General features: G+C 74.0%; 19 protein-coding genes. 8 read left to right on the plus strand and 11 right to left on the minus strand.

What is annotated here, in order from left to right; all coding sequences use genetic code 11:
• The first annotated feature begins 23 nt into the window (after positions 1–23).
• Positions 24–1436 carry a DHA2 family efflux MFS transporter permease subunit gene (locus ACFY0O_RS04625; protein ID WP_388942748.1) on the plus strand — a complete coding sequence of 471 codons (1413 nt, stop codon included), beginning with the start codon at positions 24–26 and terminating at the stop codon, positions 1434–1436.
• 9 nt (positions 1437–1445) lie between these two features.
• Here ACFY0O_RS04625 and ACFY0O_RS04630 read toward each other — a convergent pair whose 3' ends face one another.
• The 7 genes from ACFY0O_RS04630 to ACFY0O_RS04660 form a co-directional block, all read right to left on the minus strand.
• Positions 1446–2594 carry a hypothetical protein gene (locus tag ACFY0O_RS04630; protein ID WP_388942751.1) on the minus strand — a complete coding sequence of 383 codons (1149 nt, stop codon included), beginning with the start codon at positions 2592–2594 and terminating at the stop codon, positions 1446–1448.
• 133 nt (positions 2595–2727) lie between these two features.
• Positions 2728–3141 (minus strand): PPOX class F420-dependent oxidoreductase, encoded by a 414-nt coding sequence (locus tag ACFY0O_RS04635; protein ID WP_388942754.1) that lies wholly within the window; start codon positions 3139–3141, stop codon positions 2728–2730.
• Between the two features lie 74 nt (positions 3142–3215).
• Positions 3216–4421, minus strand: coding sequence for a DUF1266 domain-containing protein (locus ACFY0O_RS04640; protein WP_388942756.1), 1206 nt, complete (start codon positions 4419–4421; stop codon positions 3216–3218).
• Entirely contained in the window at positions 4394–4972 is a 579-nt protein-coding gene (locus tag ACFY0O_RS04645) for an isochorismatase family protein (protein WP_388943442.1), read from the minus strand. Before ACFY0O_RS04645 ends, ACFY0O_RS04640 begins: the two co-directional genes overlap by 28 nt.
• Entirely contained in the window at positions 4867–6096 is a 1230-nt protein-coding gene (locus ACFY0O_RS04650) for an MFS transporter (RefSeq protein ID WP_388942759.1), read from the minus strand. Before ACFY0O_RS04650 ends, ACFY0O_RS04645 begins: the two co-directional genes overlap by 106 nt.
• Before the next feature lie 47 nt (positions 6097–6143).
• Positions 6144–6872 carry a hypothetical protein gene (locus ACFY0O_RS04655; RefSeq protein ID WP_388942761.1) on the minus strand — a complete coding sequence of 243 codons (729 nt, stop codon included), beginning with the start codon at positions 6870–6872 and terminating at the stop codon, positions 6144–6146.
• A 31-nt stretch (positions 6873–6903) separates the two neighbouring features.
• Positions 6904–7215, minus strand: a complete 312-nt coding sequence (locus ACFY0O_RS04660) for an antibiotic biosynthesis monooxygenase (RefSeq protein ID WP_388942763.1) — start codon at positions 7213–7215, stop codon at positions 6904–6906.
• A gap of 165 nt (positions 7216–7380) precedes the next feature.
• Here ACFY0O_RS04660 and ACFY0O_RS04665 point away from each other — a divergent pair, with 165 nt between their 5' ends.
• Complete coding sequence (locus tag ACFY0O_RS04665) at positions 7381–8595, plus strand: FAD-dependent monooxygenase (protein WP_388942765.1); 1215 nt, start codon at positions 7381–7383, stop codon at positions 8593–8595.
• A 102-nt stretch (positions 8596–8697) separates the two neighbouring features.
• Here the strand turns inward: ACFY0O_RS04665 and ACFY0O_RS04670 are convergent, their stop codons facing one another.
• Positions 8698–9738, minus strand: coding sequence for a nucleotidyltransferase domain-containing protein (locus tag ACFY0O_RS04670; protein ID WP_388942768.1), 1041 nt, complete (start codon positions 9736–9738; stop codon positions 8698–8700).
• A gap of 112 nt (positions 9739–9850) precedes the next feature.
• On the opposite strand from ACFY0O_RS04670, the gene ACFY0O_RS04675 reads away from it, so the two are divergent.
• Both ACFY0O_RS04675 and ACFY0O_RS04680 read left to right on the plus strand, forming a co-directional pair.
• The gene (locus ACFY0O_RS04675; protein WP_388942771.1) at positions 9851–11737 is read left to right on the plus strand and encodes a C1 family peptidase; all 1887 of its coding nucleotides are present in this window, start codon (positions 9851–9853) and stop codon (positions 11735–11737) included.
• Positions 11734–12069: a protease inhibitor I42 family protein gene (locus tag ACFY0O_RS04680; protein WP_388942774.1), complete on the plus strand. Its 336-nt coding sequence runs from the start codon at positions 11734–11736 to the stop codon at positions 12067–12069. The genes ACFY0O_RS04675 and ACFY0O_RS04680 overlap by 4 nt, the downstream gene beginning before the upstream one ends.
• Here the strand turns inward: ACFY0O_RS04680 and ACFY0O_RS04685 are convergent.
• Complete coding sequence (locus ACFY0O_RS04685) at positions 12053–13228, minus strand: DUF418 domain-containing protein (protein ID WP_388942777.1); 1176 nt, start codon at positions 13226–13228, stop codon at positions 12053–12055. The two genes, ACFY0O_RS04680 and ACFY0O_RS04685, sit on opposite strands and share 17 nt — an antisense overlap.
• A 146-nt stretch (positions 13229–13374) precedes the next feature.
• Between ACFY0O_RS04685 and ACFY0O_RS04690 the strand changes: the two genes are divergently transcribed.
• Together ACFY0O_RS04690 and ACFY0O_RS04695 are read left to right on the plus strand one after the other, a co-directional pair.
• Complete coding sequence (locus tag ACFY0O_RS04690; RefSeq protein WP_358891404.1) at positions 13375–14040, plus strand: GntR family transcriptional regulator; 666 nt, start codon at positions 13375–13377, stop codon at positions 14038–14040.
• Positions 14037–15404, plus strand: coding sequence for a nitrate/nitrite transporter (locus tag ACFY0O_RS04695; RefSeq protein ID WP_388942780.1), 1368 nt, complete (start codon positions 14037–14039; stop codon positions 15402–15404). The genes ACFY0O_RS04690 and ACFY0O_RS04695 overlap by 4 nt, the downstream gene beginning before the upstream one ends.
• Here ACFY0O_RS04695 and ACFY0O_RS04700 read toward each other — a convergent pair.
• Positions 15394–16221: a maleylpyruvate isomerase family mycothiol-dependent enzyme gene (locus tag ACFY0O_RS04700; RefSeq protein ID WP_388942782.1), complete on the minus strand. Its 828-nt coding sequence runs from the start codon at positions 16219–16221 to the stop codon at positions 15394–15396. The two genes, ACFY0O_RS04695 and ACFY0O_RS04700, sit on opposite strands and share 11 nt — an antisense overlap.
• 139 nt (positions 16222–16360) lie before the next feature.
• On the opposite strand from ACFY0O_RS04700, the gene ACFY0O_RS04705 reads away from it, so the two are divergent.
• Entirely contained in the window at positions 16361–17140 is a 780-nt protein-coding gene (locus ACFY0O_RS04705; RefSeq protein WP_358891401.1) for a carbon-nitrogen family hydrolase, read from the plus strand.
• Positions 17141–17187: 47 nt separating this feature from the next.
• Here ACFY0O_RS04705 and ACFY0O_RS04710 read toward each other — a convergent pair whose 3' ends face one another.
• Complete coding sequence (locus ACFY0O_RS04710; RefSeq protein ID WP_388942785.1) at positions 17188–17694, minus strand: LURP-one-related/scramblase family protein; 507 nt, start codon at positions 17692–17694, stop codon at positions 17188–17190.
• Positions 17695–17966: 272 nt separating this feature from the next.
• Here ACFY0O_RS04710 and ACFY0O_RS04715 point away from each other — a divergent pair, with 272 nt between their 5' ends.
• The gene (locus tag ACFY0O_RS04715; RefSeq protein WP_388943445.1) at positions 17967–19277 is read left to right on the plus strand and encodes a recombinase family protein; all 1311 of its coding nucleotides are present in this window, start codon (positions 17967–17969) and stop codon (positions 19275–19277) included.
• Positions 19278–19695 lie beyond the last annotated feature (418 nt).

Raw genomic sequence — 19695 nt, forward strand, 5'->3', positions numbered from 1 at the left:
TCCGAGGGAGGGGACGCCGCACGATGCCGACCACACCCACCGCCGAGGACTCCCCCGCGGCGTTAGGGGCCGCGCCCGGGCAGCTCGGGCGCATCCTCACCGTCGTGATCACCGGCGCCGTCATGTCCGTCCTCGACATGACGATCGTCAACGTGGCCCTGGACCGGCTCTCCGCATCCTTCGGGTCCCCGCTGGAGACCATCCAGTGGACCGCCACCGCCTACACCCTGGCGCTGGCGGCCGTCATCCCGGCGGCCGCCTGGGCTATGGGCCGGATCGGGGCCAAGCGCACCTACCTGACGGCCCTGTCCCTGTTCACCCTCGGCTCCCTGCTCGCGGCCTGCGCGTGGAACGCCGGCAGCCTGATCGCCTTCCGCGCCGTCCAGGGGCTCGGCGGCGGACTGCTCATGCCGGTCGGCATGACGATGGTGATGCGGGCCGCCGACCGCGACCGGCTCGGACGCGCCATGGCCCTGCTGGGACTGCCCGTACTGGTCGGCCCGGTGGCCGGGCCGGTGCTGGGCGGCTGGCTGATCGACACCGCCTCCTGGCAGTGGATCTTCCTGGTCAACCTGCCCGTCGGAGCGGTCGCCCTGGTACTCGCGGCGAAGCTGCTGCGCCCGGATTCCCCCCCGGGCGCGGCGGCTTCGCCGCGGCTCGACCTCCCCGGCCTGCTGAGCCTCTCCCCGGGCCTCGCACTGCTGCTGTACGGGCTGTCCCGGGGCGGTGGGAGCGGCGCGTTCAGCTCCCCCGGGGTGCTGCTCCCCCTGCTGGGCGGGGCCGTCCTCGTCGCGGCTTTCGTCCGGCGCGCATTGCGGGTGCCGGAGCCCCTGCTCGACCTGCGGCTGCTGCGCGACCGCACCTTCGCCGCCGCCATCGGCACGCTCGCGCCGTTCACCTGCGGCTACTTCGGCTCCATGCTGCTGGCCCCGGTGTACTGGCAGCAGGTGCGCGGGCTGAGCGCGAGCGCGGCGGGGCTGCTGGTGGCGCCGGTCGGGCTCGTGGTCGGGACGACCATGCAGATCGCGTCCCGGCGCGTGGACCGGGTCGCCCCGCGCCGGCTGATCCCCGCCGGGGTGGCGGTGGCGGCCCTCGGCATGCTGCTCACGGGGGTGCGGACCGGCGCCGAGGGGGTGGCGGGGTGGCAGGTCGTGGGCTCGCTGATGCTGATGGGCGTCGGCGCCGGGATGGTGCTGATGCCGACCATGACCACCGCCGGCCGGGACCTGCCCGCCGCCCGCATGGCGGCGGCGAGCACGGCCCTCAGCATCAACTCCCAGCTGTGCGCCTCGGTCGGTACCGCCCTGACCTCGGTGGTCCTGGGCGCGGCGGGCACCACCCCGGCCGGCTTCCGCACCGCGTACGCGGTCGCGGCGGTCCTCCTCGCCCTCTCCCTGGTCCCGGCCCTGCGGCTGCCGGGACGGCGGCGGGGGTAGGGCGGGGAGCTACCGCAGGCCCTTCTGCCGGAGGAGCCGCTCCACGGCCGGGGCCAGGCGGAGGGGGCGCCCGGCGGTGGGGGCCGCGTGCCGGGTGGGAGCGGGCAGGGTCACCGGGGCCGGGAGCGTCGTGTGGCCGCCGCCCCGGCGCGGGAGGGCCTCGACCCGGCCGACCGCGCCGGCCACCAGCTCCGTGAACCAGACGTTCCGGTCGGGGCCCGTGGTGATCCTGAAGGCGACCTTGTCCGCCGCCGCCGGGCCGGGGAGGTCGTACCGGGTGATCGCACCGTCGCGGCTGATCCGGCCGATGCGCCCGGCCTGGTCGGTGAACCACATGCGCCCGTCCGGGCCGCGGGTGATGTCGTAGACCAGGCTGTCGGAGCCGGGCATCGGGAAGAGGGTGATCTCACCCCGGGGGGTGATGCGCCCCACCGCGTTCGGATCGTCGGCGGTGAACCACATCCCGCCGGGTCCGGCCGCGATGCCGGCGGGGAACGAGGAGTCGCTCGCCAGCGGGAATTCGGTGATCCGCCCGGACGGGGTGATCCGGCCGATCCTGCCGGCGCTCTGCTCGGTGAACCACAGGGAGCCGTCGGGTGCGGCGGCGATGTAGTACGGGAAGCCGCCCGGCGTGGGGACGGGGTACTCGGTCACCTTGCCGTCGGAGGTCATCCGGCCGATCGCGTTCGTCCCCGCCTCGGTGAACCACAGGGCGTGGTCGCCGCCGACCGCGATGTCCAGGGGGAAGCGGTCCGGGCCCGGCAGCGGGAACTCGGTGATCCGGCCCTTCGCCGTGATCCTGCCGATCTTGGAGGCGAGCCCCTCGGTGAACCACAGGGCGCGGCCGGGCCCCTGGGTGATGCCGCTGGGGAGGCTGTCGGGGGTCGGCACCGGGTATTCGGTGACGGCGCCGTCGTGCGTGACGCGCGCGATCCGGTTCGCCCCGGACTCGGTCACCCACACGGCCCGGTCCGGGCCCGCCGTGATGTCGGCGGGGAAGCTGTCGGGGGTGGTCAGCGGGAACTCCGTGATGTCCCCCACGCGCACCGTCCCGGCGTGGGCCGGGGCGGTGGCGGCGGCGAAGGCGAGGAGGGCCCCCAGGGACGCGGTGAGGATTCTGCGCAGGCGTCGTCGGATCGTCGTCGGTGTGTGCGGCATGGGCCGGGCCCCTCTCGGTGGGCGGCGGTCGGGCGGCACATGACGGGATATCAGCTATTTTCCGCCCCTGCCCGTGCCGCCCCCACGGCTCGCCCGCGAACCGCCCGCCTGCCGTAAGGCGGTACGGCCCGGCTCAGCCCTTGGCCGCGTTGCCGAGCACCTTGGACGGGGTGATCCGCACGACCACCCGTACGGCCCCGTCGGCGGCGTCCCCGTACTCCTTGCCGGCGCCCGGCCCCAGGTACTGCTCGGCGATCCGGACGGCGACGGCCCGGTCGGTGTCCTCGCTGATCGTGGCGGTGCCGCGGATCTCGGCGTACAGGTAGGGGTTCGTCAGGTCGAACACGGTCAGGCCGACCCGGCCGTCCCGGACGAGGTTCCGCTCCTTGCGGCGGCCGCGCTCGGTGGAGACCAGCAGGTCGTCCCCGTCGCGCATCACCCAGACCACGGAACTCTGCGGGCTGCCGTCGGGGTTGAGGGTCGAGAGTACGGCGGGGTGCGGGGAGTCGAGCAGCTGTCGCACGGCGTCGTTCAGGGCAATAGTCATGGGCACGAGGCTAGTTGCACCCGGGAAGCGCCACCCGGACAACGCCCGAACGACGCGGCACTACCCGAAGTCGGTCATTCCCAGGGGATGTTGAGGAAGGGGCTGGCCGGGTCGGTGGTCAGCGTCAGGTGGGTGGCGAGGGAGGAGTCGTACCAGCTGCCGAACTCCTCCTCGTCGAAGTGCAGGCAGCGCGCGAGCGCGTACCCGGCGGAGAAGTCCGCCCACGACCGGTACGCGCCCCGGGCCTTCTCGCCCGCGCGGAGCACGGCCCGCTCGGCGTCCTGGAGGGAGCCGTAGCGGCAGGCGACGCCCCAGCGGGCCATCTGCGAGGCCCGCCCGTAGTCCCACCCCTCGACCGAGCGCACCCAGCCGTCGGCCGGGAGCAGCCCGTCGGCGCGGAAGCGCTGCTCGTAGCGGGTGATCCGGCCGATGAGGCGCCGGACCCCGGCGATCTCGCCCTCGACCTCGGCGGAGGGCCGCGGCTCGGCCACGGTCACCCCGTCGGGGGTGAGGCGGGGCTGGGCCGCCTGCTCGGCGCTGCGGCGCAGGCTGACCTCGGCGGCGTGGCGCCAGTGCTCGACGTCGACCGGACCGGCGAAGTCGGAGGCGAGGACGCGGCGCACGCGGAGGGCGAACTCCCAGACGGGGCTCACCACGTCGGCGTTCAGCATCCGCTGGAGCACGCTCAGCCAGCCCGCGGGGTCGCCGATCTCCCACGAGGTGCGCAGGCGCTCGCGCTCACGGGTGTAGCCGTTGCCGTGGTAGGCGAGGGCGTTCCAGAACTCGCCGTTGGCCACCGCCAGGTGCGCCCCGACGGCCAGGCCCCGGGCCACCGGGCCGTGCAGCGGGCCCCCGGTGTGCAGGGCGTGCACCGCGCCGGGGGCCAGGCCCCAGGACGGGGCGGCGTCCCAGTGGGCGCGCCAGCGGGCGAGGTCGGCGGGGGTGGTGGTGAGGTAGGCCTCGACGGGGCTGCCGGGGTTCACGGCCAGATGGGCGGGGTCCCGCTGGTCCCAGGCGTTGGCGAACCAGGCGAGGCTCTGGCGCAGGTACACGGTGTGGTCGTCGGGGGCGGGGAGCATGCCGCGGGTGAAGACGGCGAGGGTGTTGTCGGGGGCCCGGTGGAAGCGGGCCGCGGCGGGGTCGGCGTCGATCTGCGCCCGGGACTGGGGGAGGAACAGCTCGGCCCGGGCGAGGGCGTCCATGTACCCGTTCCAGTCCCCGCGCGCCTTCGCCCCGTACAGCTCGCGCTCGATCACGCTCGGCGCCGTCCACTCGTCCACACGGGGACCCTATACGGGGCCCCGCCCAGCCCCCGTGGACGGGCCCCGGCCGCCCGCCTCGTCTCGTCTACCGAGCCCGTGGCCGCGGCGGTGAAGCGGATCTCGGCCGCCGGTGTCACGGTGATGGAACGCCGGGCGTACTGGATGGCGGAGAAGGTCGCGTTGTGGTGGGCGATGACCTGGGCGGCCGTCGGCGCGGCACCGGGCGGACGCTCTGGCGTGGTGTGTCCGTCGGCGACCACCACGAGGTCATAGCCACGGGAAAGCGCGGCGCGGCTGGTGGAGTCGACGCAGTACTCGGTGGCGAAGCCGGTGACGATCACCCGACGCACCGCCCCCTCGTGGAGCAGCGCGTCGAGCCCGGTGTCGAGGAAGGAGTCGGCGCTGTCCTTGTCCAGCACGGCATCGCCCGGCCGGGGCGCCACCGCCGGACAGATCCGCCGGGCTAGGCGCGGCGGTTGATGCGGTGGACGTCCCGGACGCAGAGGTTGAGGGCGGCTGCGGCGGTGATCAGGGCTGCGCAGGCCAGGAGGGCCGTGCGGGGGGTCCAGAGGTGGGCCGCCAGGGCCGTGACGAGGTAGCCCAGGGGGATGGCCAGGCGTTCGCCGATGCCGTTGAAGGCGCTCATGCGGCCCTGTTCCGCCTGCGGGACGTGCTGCTGGAACGCGGTGCTCCAGGCGACGATCGCCACGTCGAGGCCGACCCCCGCCAGCAGGGCCGCCGCCAGGACGACGGGCAGCGGGAGGGCCGCGGCCAGGGCGGCCAGGGGGAGGGCGAGGGCGCCGGAGGTGGCGACCGCGACCGTGAGGAGGCGGTACGGCTTCCAGCGCAGGCAGACCAGGGTGCCGGCCAGCAGACCCGCGGAGAACGCCGCCTGGACCAGGCCCCAGTCGCGCGCCCCCGCGTACTCCCGGGCGGCGACCAGGGGCCCGAGGAGCTGGAAGCCCGCCAGCCAGGCGGCGACGAGGACCGCGCCGGCGGCCGTGTACGTCCACAGCCAGGTACGGGACCGGAAGCCGTCCCAGCCCGCCCGCAGGTCGGCCAGGACACCCGTGCGCGGGGCGGGCGGGGTCTCCAGGCGGAGCGTGAGGAGCAGGACGGCGGCGACGGCGAAGGTGAGGGCGTCCCAGGCCAGGGCCCATGCCGCGTCGCTCGCGGCGACGACGAGACCGCCGACGACCGGACCCAGCACCTTGACCGTGTTGGTGGGGAGCCTGAGCAGTGCGTTGGCCTGCTGGAGGTGCGCGGCGGGGACTATCTGCGCGACCGCGCCCTGCATGGCCGGAACGATGAACGAGGCGGCGGTGCCCGAGACCAGGCCGCAGGCGGCTATGGAGAGCGTCGTCGCATGCCCCGTGGCCACGGTCACGGCGAGCGCGCCCTGCGCGGCGGCGGCGAGGAGGTTGCCGAGGAAGAGGATCCGGCTGCGGGAGAGCCGGTCGGCGAAGACACCGCCCACGACGAGGAACACGATCGTGGGGAGGGTGTTGGTGGCGAGGACCAGGCCGAGGGAGCCGGCGCCGCCGCCCTGCTCGATGACGGAGTAGGCCAGGGCCAGGGGGGCCATGGCGGACCCGGCGGCGGATATGAGGTTGGCCGAGGTGAAGCGCCGGAAGGCCGGGATCCGCCAGGGTGCGGCGGTGGTGGTCTGCGGCGGCTGGACGGTGGTCTGCATGATCTCCCTCGGCTCGGTGCGGTGAGCACCTTAGGGCCGGGGCGGCGTCAGCGCCCCTGGGTTTTCAGCCAGGCCAGGGTCGCGGTGAGCTCGGCGGCGAACGCCTCGCAGAGGGCGAGCGCCTGTCGCCCGGCGGCCGTGGCGGGGAGGGGGTCCGGGCCGGGAGGGAGCGCGGTCACGAGGTCGTGGCAGGCGGCTTCCACGACGAGGCCGCGGGCGTGGTGGTAGCCGGTGGGGGAGCCAGCGGGCAGGGTCGAGAGGTGGTGGGCGTGGGCGCGGTGGGCCGGGTGGTCCCACAGGGAGTCCTCGACGAGGCGGTCGAGGTGGCGGGAGAGGTCCCGGGCCAGGCGGAGGGTCCGCTCGGTGTGCTCCGCGTCCGGGTCCGCGTCGGGCGGCCACTGCGACAGTTCGGCCAGGACCTCCAGCTGGAACTCGGCGAGGGTGTCCTCCGGCTCGCCTTCCGGGGGGTCCGTGAGGAGCGGGGCCAGGCCGGCCGCCCCGTCCGTCCGGGCCGCCGCGCCGGGGCTGAGGAGCAGGGCGTCGAAGGCGTGCTCCACGGCCGTGCGGTGGATGCCCCAGGTGTCGTCGAGGCCGAGCATCAGCAGGGGTGCCCGCAGCCGCCAGAGGGCCAGTACGGCCGTGTGGCGCCGGTGGGCGGGGGCCAGGGCGGCGCAGAGCTCCGCGAGCGCCTCGTCCGCGTCCGCGTCCTCGTCTGCGTTTCCGGCGCCGGTTCCGGCTTCGGGTTCGGTTTCGGGATCGTCCGCGGGTTCACTCATGTCCCGAGCCTAGGGGGCGGCCCCCGGACCCTCAGGTGGGGCCCGTCTGCACCGTGAGGTGGACCTTGACCTCGAAGACCGCCAGGGCGGGCTCGGCGCCCGCGTCGCGCAGGAGGCGCGGGGCCGGGGCGCCGCCCGGGGCGGAGCGTACGGCGTCCAGGGCGGCCCGGTCCCGCCAGAGGCTCTGGATGCGCCAGTGGCCGTTCTGGCCGCCCAGCAGCTCCGTCCGGAGCAGCCCGTCGGGGAGCGGGTGGGTCACGAGCTCCCGGTAGGCCGCGACGAGCGCGGCCTCGTGTTCGGCGGCGACGACTCCGCTGACCTCGCTCAACACCTGTCCGGTCATGGTCCTCATCTCCTCGCCCCTCTCCACGCTACGCGCGCCCCGGCGGGTCGGCGCCCCGGCCGGAGCCGGGGGCGCGGTGGCCGGATCCGTTGCGTCGCACCGGTGCGGGGCGTGTGCGTCAGTAGGCTGGCCGGTCGGACAACTCGGCGGCGGGTGGAGGGCGTTGTGCGCGGTGGGAGTGTCGCGGTGGTCGGCGGGAGCATCGCCGGGTGTGCGTTCGCCTCGGCGGCGGTGCGGGCGGGGGCCGCGGAGGTGGTCGTACTGGAGCGGACGCGCGGGCGGCTCGCGGACCGCGGGGTCGGGCTGTGCGTCCACGACGACCGGGCCGCGGAACTGGTCGCCGCCGGGGCGCTGCCGCCCGGGATCCCCGCGCACCGGCTGGAGCGGCGGCGGTGGGTGGTGCGGGACGTCGCGGCGGGGCCCGGGGGCCGGCTCATCTGGGAGCAGCCGTTCCCCTTCCACTCGTACCACTGGGGGCTGCTGTGGCGGGGGCTGCGGGAGGCGGTCCCGGGGGCGGTGGACTACCGGCAGGGGGTGGCCGTCGGGGCGGTCGAGGGGGACGGGGACGGGGTGCGCGTGCGCTTCGGGGACGGGGGCGGCGGGCGGTTCGACCTGGTCGTCGGGGCCGACGGGTACCGGTCGGTGGTGCGGGAGGCGGTGAGCCCGGGGGCGGCGCCGCACTACGCGGGGTACGTGTGCTGGCGGGGGAACTTCGACGCCGCGCTGCTGGAGGGGCCGGCGGGGGCGGAGTCGTACCCCGAGGCGGTGACCACCGTCTGCTTCCCGGGCGGGAGTTGTGTGATCTACCGGATCCCCGGGCCGCAGGGGCTGCGGGTCAACTGGGTGCTGTACGCGGCGCCGCCGCAGGGCGCGGGGCTGCGGTTCGACGATCCGACGAGCTTCCCGCCGGGGGCGCTGGGGGAGGAACTCGCGGGGCACCTGCGGGCGTTGCTGGAGCGGGAGTTCCCGGAGTACTGGGGGCGGGCGCTGGCGCTGACGCCGCCGGCGGACACGTTCGTGCAGCCCATCTACGACCTGGTGACGGAGCCCGCGGCGGCGGGGCGGCTGCTGCTGGCCGGGGACGCCGCGAGCGTGGTGCGGCCGCACAACACGAGCGGGGCGGCGAAGGCCCTCCAGGACGCCACCGCGTTCGGTGCGGCGTGGGCGGGGGCGGGGTCCTGGGAGGGGCTCGTCGCCCGCTACCAGGCGGCGCGGGGCGGGGCCGGGCGGGAACTGGTCGCGCTGGCACGGCGGCTGGGGCGGGCGCAGGTGGAGGAGACGCCGGTGTGGGGGCGGATGAGTCCCGACGAGGTGGCGGGGTGGTGGGCCGGGCAGCTGGCGGGGGCGGCGGGGATCGGGGGCCAGGCCATGTCCTCGTAGGGACGGGGTGGGGGCGTCGGTGCGGGTGCGGTGCGGGTGCGGGTGGGTGGGGGTGGCGGTGGTGCCGCTGCGCGGAGCCGGTCCCCTACCCGCCCGTTCAGTTCAGTCGTCGGCTGCGACCAGGAGCGTGAGGTGGCCGGTGGTGCGGTCGATGGTGACCAGTTCGTGGAACTCGCCGTGTACGCCGCCCCAGTCGTGGAAGTCGTCCTCCCCGACCCCCGTCAGGTGGTGGATCGTGGTCGCAGAGGTCAGGCGGGTGAACGCCTCGCGGCCGAGGTCCGCCTCCAGGGCGGCCGGGACCGGGCCGTACTGGTCCGCCCAGGTGCGCAGGAGGCGTGCCGCGTCGGTGGCGGAGGCCGGGGTGTACGCGGCCGGGGTGATCAGGCGGCGCCAGAACGAGCCGTGCCGGCGGCCCAGCGGCAGGACGCCGCCGCCCGCATAGTCGTCCCGGAACTGTTCGTGGGAGATGAGGGCGGCCAGGAGGTCCTCGTCCGGGAGCGGGGCGGCCGGGAGGCGGAAGTGCTTGGTGTGCAGCCAGCGGAAGCCGTGGTACCAGTCCTCCCCCGGGCCGTACAAACGGAAGTTGAGGAAGGCGCCCCCCTCGTGGACCAGGGTGTCGTCCGTGGCGTGCAGGGCCGTCAGGGCCGCCTCCAGCCGGGCCGCGTCCACCGCGTCCTTCTCGCGGCGCGGGCGCTCCGGCACCCACACCGGCATCATCCGCTTGATCTCGATCTGCGCCTCCGGTGACACCACCGGGCACTCCAGTCCGCCGAGGCGCCCCGGCTCCACCCCGTCCAGGAGCCCCTCCGGCCAGGGCGTCCCCGCCCACGGGCCGCCCGCGACCAGGACCCGGCCGTCCGACCGGCGCCGGGTGACGAACGCGAAGGCGTGCTCCTCGCCGTCGCGCACGACGTCCAGCTGCTGGTCGTCCGCGCCCAGGACCTCGTACCCGCGGGCCACGAGGAGGTCCCGCAGCCGCTCCGCGTCCTCGGCCCCCGCGAACCAGTCGACGTCCTCGTGCTCCCGCGTGACCTCGCCCAGCCAGAAGTCCATCGCCCAGCCGCCCCGCAGCCAGACCGCGGGGCCGAGGGCGCGGACCTCCCCGATCATCGCGAGCTGCCGCTCCGTGCGCCGTGCGTCCATGCCGGAACCGTACGACCCCCGTGCGTCCGCGCGACCGCGCGGCCCCCCTTGACGGGGTCCGGCGCCGGGGAGACGCTCCCCGGGCTCACACACGAGTGGCTGGGGGGCCGTGATGCCGCAGGAGTCTGTCGTCCGGACGGTGGGGGAGCTGCGGGCGCGGCTCGTGGCGCTGGGGGCGCGGTGGTCGGTCGGCGAGCACCTCGCCGACGGGGACCCCGTACCGAGGCCGGCGCTCGGTCTGGATCCGGGGCCGAACCTGACGCCCGCCGCCGAGGCGGGGACGGTCGACCTGCGGGCGCTCGTGGGGAGGGAGAGCGGCAACCCGGACCTGACGCGGCGCAGGGCCGCGCACGGGCTGCTGCCGGGGACGGCTCCGGGGCCCGGGCGGCCGGTGGCCGTGGACTGGCGGAGCCGGTGGGGGTGGCCGTGGCTGACGAAGGTCAAGGACCAGAACCCGTGCGGCTCCTGCTGGGCGTTCGGGGCGGCCGGGCTGGTCGAGTCGATGGCCCGGATCGAGCACGACGTGTGGGCGGTGCGCTCCGAGGGCGACGTCCACGACGGGCTCAAGTGCGGCTGCGGGCAGAGCGGGGACCCCGAGACCGCCCTGGCCTGGGTCAGGGACAGCGGCGGCCTCGCCGACCCGGACTGCTGGCCGTACAGCACCCCGCCGCCCGGCCTGCCCGCCGAGCGGCGCGACGCCTGGCGGGCCGAGTACACGCCCAGCTGGGACCGTTCGGGGCGGACCGTGCGGATCGGCGACCACGTGCGCCTCGGCGACGTCGAGCAGCAGAAGGTCTGGCTGGACACGGTCGGGCCGCTGACCGCCTGCTTCGACGTGTACGACGACTTCTTCGCGCTCGGCGCCGGGGTCTACCACCGCACCAGCGACCACCTGGCCGGCGGCCACTGCGTGCTGGTCGTCGGCTACGACGACGCGGCCGGCTGCTGGCTGTTCAAGAACTCCTGGGGCACCGGCTACCACGTCGGCGGCTACGGCCGGATCGCCTACGGCGAGGTCAACATCGACTACTGGGCCAAGTGCGGCCTGCGCGGCACCGACATCGACCCCTGGAGCAAGCGCCGCCTGCACGCGGGCAGCGTCTACGAGAGCGGCAACGGCCGCGCCCACCGCAACTTCGAGATGGCCGCGACCGCCGGGGGCGGCCATCTGCGGCACTGGTGGCGCGAGGGCGACGCCCCCTACGCCTGGTCCCGCGCCGAGACCTTCGCCAGTGACGCCTCGGGCCAGCCCGCCTTCACCGGCACCACCTACAACCGGAACATGGAGACCCTGCACGTCACCACGGGCGGCCGGCTCCGCCACTGGTACTACGAGCAGGCCGTCGGCGTCTGGCGCGACGGCGGGGCCTTCGGCCCGGGCGACGCGGCCATCGGCTCGACCCCCGCGTTCATCCAGAGCGACTACGGCAAACCGGGCAACTTCGAGGTGGTCGTCCGCACCGCCGACGGGCGCCTCAACCACTGGTGGCGGATCAACGGCGCCCCCTGGACCTGGACCGACGGCGGCCGCTTCGGCTCCGGCATCGCCCACTACGGCCCCGCCCTCGTCCAGACCCGCGCCCGCACCCTCGACCTGGTCGCCGCCCGTACCGACGGCCGGATGCAGCTGTGGTGGCGCGACGACCCGAACGGCTTCGCCTGGAAGCCGGGGGAGGTCTTCGGCAGCGGGGCGACCTCCGCGCCCTGCCTGATCGAGGGCCAGTACGGGGCGGCGGACGAGGACACGGCCGGGAACTACGAACTGTGCGTGGCCGTCGCCGGCGGGCGAGTCGAGCACTGGTGGCGGGGCAACGCCGCCGGGGCGCCGTGGGCGCGCGGGGCCGTGTTCGGGCACGACGTGCTGGCCGTGACCGGGATGCTCCAGGGCAGCTTCGGGTTCAACCTGGAAGTCGTCGTCCTGCGCACCGACCGCCTGCTCCAGCACTACTGGCGCGACGGCGCGGGATGGCACGAGGGGGCCGTCATCGGCCCGGCGTGAACCAGGAGGTCCCACGGGTGGAGGTGCGCAGGATCGTCCTCGGCGCCGGGGAGTCGTACGAGCTGCGGCTGGCCGGCCGCGGGGCACGCGGGTACGTGTGGACCTGGCAGGTCTCCGGGAACGCCGACGCCGTCTCGGTGCGGGAGACCGGGGCCGGGCGGGCGGCGCGGGCCCTGCCCGGGGAGGCGGTGGAGCGGAGGTACGAGGTCCTCGGCCGGAGCCCGGGCGGGCGGGCCCGGATCCGGTTCGCGCAGGTCCGGCCGCCCTACCCCGAGGAGGCCCCGTTCGACGAGTTCGTGTTGGACGTGGAGGTGGTCACCGGCGGGGCCTGAGCGCCCAGTGCTGCACGGCCTCCAGCGGGCCCCGCTCGAAGCGGCGCAGCCACAGCCCCGACGCGGCGACCAGGGTCAGGCTCACCGCCGCCCACAGGCCCATCACCCACCAGGGGCCGGACCCGGCGAACCGGTCGGCGAGCCCGAGGCCGATCCCGTAGCAGAGCAGCACGCACAGCAGGTTCTGGCCGACGTAGCAGGACAGGGCGGTGCGGCCGACGGAGCCGAGCGCGCGGGCCCCGGGGACGGCGCCGCGGTCCAGGGCCCAGCCGATCAGCCCGGCGTACCCGAGGGCGATCAGCGGGGCGATGCCGTAGCGGCCGAGGACGAAGAAGTCGTGGCCGCCGAGCGCGGCGGCGGCGCCCAGCGGCAGGCCGAGGCCGAGCCCCCAGGCGGCCATCCGGACCCGGATCCGGCGCCCGGCGTCGGTCGGGGCGAAGGCGCCGGCGCGGTGGAGGCGGACACCGAGGAGGAAGAGGAAGACGAGCAGCCCGAAGGAGAAGACGGGCTCGATGCGCAGCGCGAGGGCGTGGTCGAGCCGGAAGCCGATCTGCTCGGCCCAGCCGCCGTGCGCGTACAGCCGGACGGCCCGCGGGTCGGGGCCCTCGGGCGCGGAGTCCGGGGTGAGCACCTCGCCCAGCGTCACCAGGCCGATCAGGCTCAGGTGCAGCCCGCCCGCGCCCCACATCACCACCCGCCGCACCCGCTCGGAGCGGGCCAGCAGCCAGGCGACGAGCAGGGCGGTGACGGCGTATCCCATCAGCACGTCCCAGGCGAAGAGGAGGACGAAGTGGAGGGTCCCCTCCAGGAAGAGGAACGCGGCTCGCCGCGGGTAGCGGCCGGGCCAGCGCTCGCCCCGACGGGCGGCGGAGTCGTACTGGATGGCCAGGCCCACCCCGAACAGGACGGTCAGGAGGGAGAGGAACTTCCCGTCGGCGAGGAAGCGGAAGACGGCTTCGGCGACGGTCGCGGCGGACGGGTCGGCGAGCGGGTCGGGCAGCTGCATGCTCCCCCGGAGCACGCTCCATTCGGAGCCGCGGGAGGCGAAGATCCAGACGTTGGTCATGAGCGTGCCGAGGATGGCGGCGCCGCGCAGGACGTCGAGGAGCGGGAGCCGGGTCGCGGTCACCCCGGGGGCGGCGAGGGTGGTGTGGGCCATCTCCCCAGCCTCGCGGCGGGCCGGGCCCGGTACGTCCTGCCGGTGGAGGAAGCCGCGCTACATCCTTCGGCGGAGCGGCGGGAGCGCGCGGTCCACATCGCGGACGGGGAGGGCGCATGTATCCCTCATGTATCTATCCTGTGCGCATGCCATCCGCCGCCACGCCGCCCGCCACTCAGGCCCCCACCGCCGCCGAACGCGTCTACCGGCACGTCAAGCAGGGCGTGCTCGACCGCCGTTACGAGGGCGGGGTGCTCCTCACCGAGGGCGAGCTCGCCCTGGCCGTCGGGGTCTCCCGGACCCCCGTGCGCGAGGCGCTGCTGCGGCTGGAGACCGAGGGGCTCCTGAAGCTGTACCCGAAGAAGGGCGCCCTGGTGCTGCCGGTCTCCGCGCAGGAGATCGCCGACGTGGTGGAAACCCGGCTGCTGGTGGAGGAGTTCACCGTACGCAGGGCCGTCCCGGCGCCGCCCGCACTGCTGGAGCGGCTCACGGCCCTGCTGGCGGAGCTGCGGCGGCACGCGGCCGCGGGCGACCTCGCCGAGATGATGGCCGCCGACCGCTGCTTCCACGCCGAGATCGTCCGCAACGCCGGCAACCAGATCCTCTCCCGCCTCTACGACCAGCTCCGCGACCGCCAGCTGCGCATGGGCGTGGCCCTGCTGCACGCGCACCCCGAACGGGTGGAGCGCACCCTCGCGGAGCACGCCGAGATCCTGGACGCGCTGCGCGCCGGCGACCGGGAGGCCGCCGCGGCCGCCGTGCGCGGGCACATCGGGCGGGTCGAGGCGCTGGTGCGGGGGGCGGACCGATGAGCACCCCGGCCGGCCCGGCGGCCGTCCAGGACCCGCCCGGCGGGCGGCGGGCCGCGGCCGTCTGGTCGATCGGCGTCGCCGTCTACTTCGTCGCCGTGATCTTCCGTACCAGCCTGGGCGTGGCCGGACTGGAGGCCGCCGACCGCTTCCACGTCAACGCCTCGGCCCTGTCGACGTTCTCCCTCCTCCAGCTCCTGGTCTACGCGGGCATGCAGGTCCCGGTCGGGCTGATGGTGGACCGGCTCGGCACCAAGAAGGTGCTGACGTTGGGCGCCGTCCTGTTCACCGCCGGGCAGATCGGCTTCGCGCTCTCGCCGACCTACGCGATGGCGCTGGCCGCCCGCGCCCTGCTGGGCTGCGGGGACGCGATGACCTTCATCTCCGTGCTGCGGCTCGGCACCCGCTGGTTCCCCGCCCGGCGCGGGCCGCTCATGGCGCAGCTGGCCGGGCTGGTCGGGATGGCGGGCAACCTCGTCTCCACGCTCGTCCTGGCGCCCGTGCTGCACGGCGCCGGCTGGGTGCCGGCCTTCGCGGGCAGCGCGGTGGCGGGTCTGGTCGTCCTGGTCCCGCTCACGCTGTTCCTGCGCGACCACCCCGAGGGGCACGCCCTGCCGCCCGCGCCCTCGGGCGGCGGCGGGTTCGTACGCCGCCAGATACGCGACTCCTGGCGGGAGCCCGGAACCCGCCTGGGGCTGTGGGTGCACTTCACGACGCAGTTCCCGGCCATGGTGTTCCTGCTGCTGTGGGGCATGCCGTTCCTGGTCGAGGCGCAGGGCCTGGACCGCACGACCGCCGCCGGGCTGCTCACCCTGATCGTCGCCGCCAACATGGGCTGGGGCCTGGTCTACGGGCAGCTCATCGGCCGCCGCCCGGCCGCGCGACTGCCGCTGGCCCTGGGCACGGTCGGCGTCACCGCGCTGCTGTGGGCCTCCGTGCTGCTCTACCCGGGGGCGCACGCCCCGATGTGGCTGCTGGGCACCCTGTGCGTGGTCCTGGGCACCTGCGGGCCGGCCTCGATGATCGGCTTCGACTTCGCCCGCCCGGCCAACCCCGCCGAACGGCAGGGCACCGCGTCCGGGATCACCAACATGGGCGGCTTCCTCGCCTCGATGACCACCCTGCTGGCGGTGGGGGTCCTGCTGGACGCCACCGGGGACGATTACCGGATCGCCTTCGCGTCGGTGTTCGTCGTGGAACTGCTCGGCCTCAGCCAGATCCTCCGCCTCCGCCCGAAGGCCCTCGGGCGCGAGCGGGAACGGGAACGGGAACGCGAGCGGGAACGGGAACGCGAACAGGAGCGCCCGCTCCCGGTGAGCGCTCCCGCCGGCCCCGCCGCGCCCGCCGCCCCCGCCCCTACGGCGTGACGGCGAAGTTCGCCAGGATCGCGTCCGCCAGCTCGCGGTCGCCGTCCACCTTCACCCGGTCCGCGACCGTCCGCGGCCGCACCCGGCCCGCGGCGAGGCGGACGTACGTCTCCCAGTCCAGCGACAGCGACACCGCCGGGCCCAGCGAGGGCGTCGGGTCCAGGGTGGCCCGGCCCGTCGCGTCCACCCGGACCGTCCGCAGGAACTCCAGCTCGCCGTGCACGTCGAGCACCACCGCCGTGTTCGGCGGCGCGCCCGCGCCCTTCGCCACCACCTTCGGCAGCCCGGACAGCAGGAGGTCCCGCGCCACATGCGCCCCGGGCGCGTCCCAGTTGCCCGGCACGCCCAGCGCCGTCCGCAGGTCCTGCTCGTGGATCCACACGTCGAACGCCCGGAGCCGCATCGAGAGTTCCAGGGGGATCTGGTCGCCCTGCGGCCCGCGCACCAGCGTCGTGGCCGGATCCCGCTTGTCGTTGCGCAGCTGGCGCTGGCGGCGGATGACGGTGTATTCGAGCTCGGAGGTCATCTCCAGGGCGGTGTGGTGCCGGCGGACGTCCACCGGAACCTCCATGTAGCGGGTGAACTCGTCCACCACGTGCCGCAGGTCGCGCGGCAGCGTGTGGATCGGCCGCGGGTCGCCGAGCTGTTCCAGCTCCAGGCCGATGATGTGCGAGACGACGTCGCGCACGGACCAGCCCGGGCACGGCGTCGGCTGGTTCCACTGGCCCTCCGTCAGGGGGAGGACCAGCTCGGTTATCGCCTCGATCGAGTGCGTCCACGCGTCGACGTACGGCTCAAGACTGGGATGGACGGTCAACGGGACCCCTCGCTGGCTGTTCAGTGGCGCGTTGTGGACTATTCCCAAAACTACGCTGCCGATGAGCACCCCGACAGCGCTTTCGTGTGACGATCGTAGGCCTTGACTTGACCGGCTGACATGCCAGGACGGTGGTACTGTGCGCGCCTCGCTGATCCAAATCGCGGTGACCGACGGAGAGTCGGTCGCCTCCCGGCGGTCCCGGGCCGCCGAACTCGTACGGGAACAGGGCGACTCCGACCTCGTCGTGCTGCCCGAACTGTGGACGGTGGGCGCCTTCGCCTACGAGCTGTTCGAGACCGAGGCCGAGCCGCTGGACGGGCCGACGTACGAGGCCATGTCCAAGGCCGCCCGCGACGCCGGGGTCTGGCTGCACGCCGGCTCGGTCGTGGAGCGCGCGGGCGACGGCTCCCTCTACAACACCGCGCTCGTGCTGTCCCCGTCGGGCGAGCTCGCCGCGACCTACCGCAAGATCCACCGCTTCGGCTTCGACCAGGGCGAGGCGGTGCTGATGTCCGCCGGGGACTCCCTGACGACGGTGGCCCTGCCGGAGCAGACCCTGGGCCTGGCCACCTGCTACGACCTGCGCTTCCCCGAGCTGTTCCGGGGCCTGGTCGACGCGGGCGCCACCACGATGGTCGTCTCGGCGGGCTGGCCGGCCCGGCGGCGCGAGCACTGGACCCTGCTGAACCGGGCCCGGGCGGTGGAGGACCAGGCGTACGTCCTGGCCTGCGCGACGGCCGGCACCCACGCGGGCGTCGAGCAGTCCGGGCACAGCCTGGTGGTCGACCCGTGGGGCGAGGTCCTCGCGGAGGCGGGCCCGGGCGAGAGCGTCCTGACCGTGGAGCTCGACCCGGCGAAGGTGGCGGAGACCCGCGAGCAGTTCCCGGCCCTCAAGGACCGCGCCCTGGGCCGCTGACCCCGGGCCGGGGGCCGCGGACAGCGGCCCCCGGCCGGCCCCCCTCCTCACTCCCGCTCCCGCTCCGCCATCCGGATCACGCACACCGCGACCGCGACCATCAGCGCCGCGTCCGCCTCCTCCCGGACCACGTCCACCGCGTACGTCTCCCGGACGCGGTACCACTGGCGCGAGATCAGCGCGATCAGCTCCCCCTCGTACTCGACCTTGAACTCCCGGTCCAGGATCCGCCCGCTGACGTCGAGCTCCGTCCCCTCGGACATGGTCACGCGGAAGTGGTTGCGCAGCAGCGACAGCCGCTTGCGGCGGATCACCGCGAGCCGCTTCCCGTCCCGTTCGAGGGTCATCGCCTCCGGCAGCCCCGGCAGCCCGAGCGCGCCGAACAGCCGCTCCCGCAGGGTGATCAGGACCCGCCCCTGCGGATCCCGCAGCTCCAGGGTGTCGCGCAGCCGCAGCGCCTTCCCGTCGGCGAGGAAGGCGTGCCGGCCCTCCTCGTCCTCGATCCAGTAGTCGTCCCCGATGGCCAGCATTTTGTCCCGAACGAGGTATTTCATACGGGCATCGCTTCCCGGGACGTACCACGACCATGCCGCCGCACACGTGATCGGTCGGGAGGGCGGATGGCAAGCTTGAAGGATGAACGATGCTGCCTCGGCGCCCACCCCCGCGCCCGCACCCCGCAAGCGTGCCCGTGTCCGTGCCCCCGAGCTGATCGGCAAGGGGGGCTGGCTCAACACCGGCGGGAAGGACCTGAAGCTCGCCGACTTCCGAGGTCGCACTGGCGGCAGTCACGGCGGGTGTCGTCGGCACTCTGATCGTCTGGAAGCTGGACCGGCTTTCCCGCAAGGGCATCGGCCAAGTGGGCAAGGTGCTGGACGACATCGAGAAGGCCGGCGGCCGTCTCGTCTCCGTTCTGGACGGTCTCGACACTTCGAATGACTCGGCGCGCATGGTCGTCGCGATGCTGGCTGAGCTTGCCCGGTCCGAGTCCAGGAATCTGGGTACGCGCGTCGGCCATGCCAAGCGCTACCTGCGTAGCAAGGGCCAGTGGATCGGTGGCCAGCCCCCGTACGGGCTGCTCATCGACCCGAAGAGCAAGAAGCTCATCCACGACCCGGAACACGCCGTCTACGCCCGCCTGATCGCGGATGAAGCGCTTGCCGGGACATCGCTGGTCAAGATCGCCCGACTCCTCAACGAGTACGAGATCCTCTCGCCCCGGGGTGGGCAGTGGAATGCGGCCAGCATCATGCAGCTCCTGCGCTCCCCTGCGTTCGCCGGCCTGATGCCGGAGACCGAAACCGTCGAGACGGACGACGGTGAGCGGAAGTACACGGGCAGGGTCTTTCCGTATCGAGATCCCGAGACGCTCGACACGGTCGATATAGGCGAGGGGGTCATCACAGTCGGGGAGCGTGAGCAGATCATCCGCACGCTGGAATCCAGGACGTTCGTACACGCAGGAAAGCGGCGTCCGAAGCCCGACGGGACGGCGCTGCTCACGGGACTCGTCTTCTGCGCGGTTCCTGACTGCGGTCGCCGGATGCACCGTGTGGGCGTCAGCTACCAGTGCATGGCACGCCGTGCGGGTAACCAGTGCATCGGAGCGTCGGCACTGGCTGATGCGGTTGACCAGTACGTGACGGAACAGTTCCTCACGAAGCTTCCGGCGCTCGAACCGGACGATCCGCTGCTTGTCGCGATCGCAGACCGCTGGGTGCACCGCGTGGACCCGGAGACCTTTGCGAAACGTGATGCTCTCACTGCGGAGATTCAGGACGAGGAAGCCCGCCTGGCTGATCTGGAGGATGCACGCTACGTGCGTGGTGAGTTCAGTGGCGCGGCTGCCGTCGAGCGCTACAACCGGCTTTCAGAGCGCCTGAGGGGACGGATCGACGGCCTCCGCATCGATCTTCAGAGGCTTCCCGTGCCGTCCGTGGACGTGTCTCCGATGCTCGACGGCATCACTCTGCGAGAGGCGTGGGCGGATGCGACGAACGAGGACAGGCGCGAACGGCTGTCGCTCGCCATAGACCGCGTTGAGGTGAGCAAGGGAGTGCGCGGACAGCGGATCATCCCCGAGCAACGCATCCAGATCCATTGGGCGAAGCTGACGGTGGCCAACACCGCCAGCTAAGCGCAACGGCAAGCCCCCCGCTGTCAGCAGCGGACAGGCGTGACGAAGTGACGAAATGACGCTCCCGCCCGGTTACCTCTTATAGAAGTGTTGTTGTTTCCATGAGTGGATCAGAAGTAATCGTCATTCCGTCACTTCGTCACGTCCAAAGTTCAAGCACAGCCCTCACAGCGACCCTGGCCCCAGCTCGAAAAACGCGCCCTGGGTGCGCCCCGTTTTTGGACTGCCTACCCAGGCAGCCACTGAGTAAGGGCCTCCTCGAGCCCCTGAAAACGACCCCGCTAAGGGGCCGATAGGCCGCGCGAAGCGGTGCTGAGCCCCTGGTGGCTGCCTCTACTGGGGTGGCTGTCGGGGGCTTCGTCGTACCCGCACCCTGAACCAACCGGCTTTTCCTGACGCCCTCTTGCGCCGGTCAGTC

Source organism: Streptomyces sp. NPDC001594 (assembly GCF_042893675.1).
Classification (GTDB): domain Bacteria; phylum Actinomycetota; class Actinomycetes; order Streptomycetales; family Streptomycetaceae; genus Streptomyces.

Coding starts and splice junctions, on each gene's coding strand:
- ACFY0O_RS04625 (WP_388942748.1), top strand. CDS start 24: ATGCCGACCACACCCACCGCCGAGGACTCCCCCGCGGCGTTAGGGGCC.
- ACFY0O_RS04630 (WP_388942751.1), bottom strand. CDS start 2,594: ATGCCGCACACACCGACGACGATCCGACGACGCCTGCGCAGAATCCTC.
- ACFY0O_RS04635 (WP_388942754.1), bottom strand. CDS start 3,141: ATGACTATTGCCCTGAACGACGCCGTGCGACAGCTGCTCGACTCCCCG.
- ACFY0O_RS04650 (WP_388942759.1), bottom strand. CDS start 6,096: ATGCAGACCACCGTCCAGCCGCCGCAGACCACCACCGCCGCACCCTGG.
- ACFY0O_RS04655 (WP_388942761.1), bottom strand. CDS start 6,872: ATGAGTGAACCCGCGGACGATCCCGAAACCGAACCCGAAGCCGGAACC.
- ACFY0O_RS04660 (WP_388942763.1), bottom strand. CDS start 7,215: ATGACCGGACAGGTGTTGAGCGAGGTCAGCGGAGTCGTCGCCGCCGAA.
- ACFY0O_RS04670 (WP_388942768.1), bottom strand. CDS start 9,738: ATGGACGCACGGCGCACGGAGCGGCAGCTCGCGATGATCGGGGAGGTC.
- ACFY0O_RS04675 (WP_388942771.1), top strand. CDS start 9,851: ATGCCGCAGGAGTCTGTCGTCCGGACGGTGGGGGAGCTGCGGGCGCGG.
- ACFY0O_RS04685 (WP_388942777.1), bottom strand. CDS start 13,228: ATGGCCCACACCACCCTCGCCGCCCCCGGGGTGACCGCGACCCGGCTC.
- ACFY0O_RS04690 (WP_358891404.1), top strand. CDS start 13,375: ATGCCATCCGCCGCCACGCCGCCCGCCACTCAGGCCCCCACCGCCGCC.
- ACFY0O_RS04695 (WP_388942780.1), top strand. CDS start 14,037: ATGAGCACCCCGGCCGGCCCGGCGGCCGTCCAGGACCCGCCCGGCGGG.
- ACFY0O_RS04710 (WP_388942785.1), bottom strand. CDS start 17,694: ATGAAATACCTCGTTCGGGACAAAATGCTGGCCATCGGGGACGACTAC.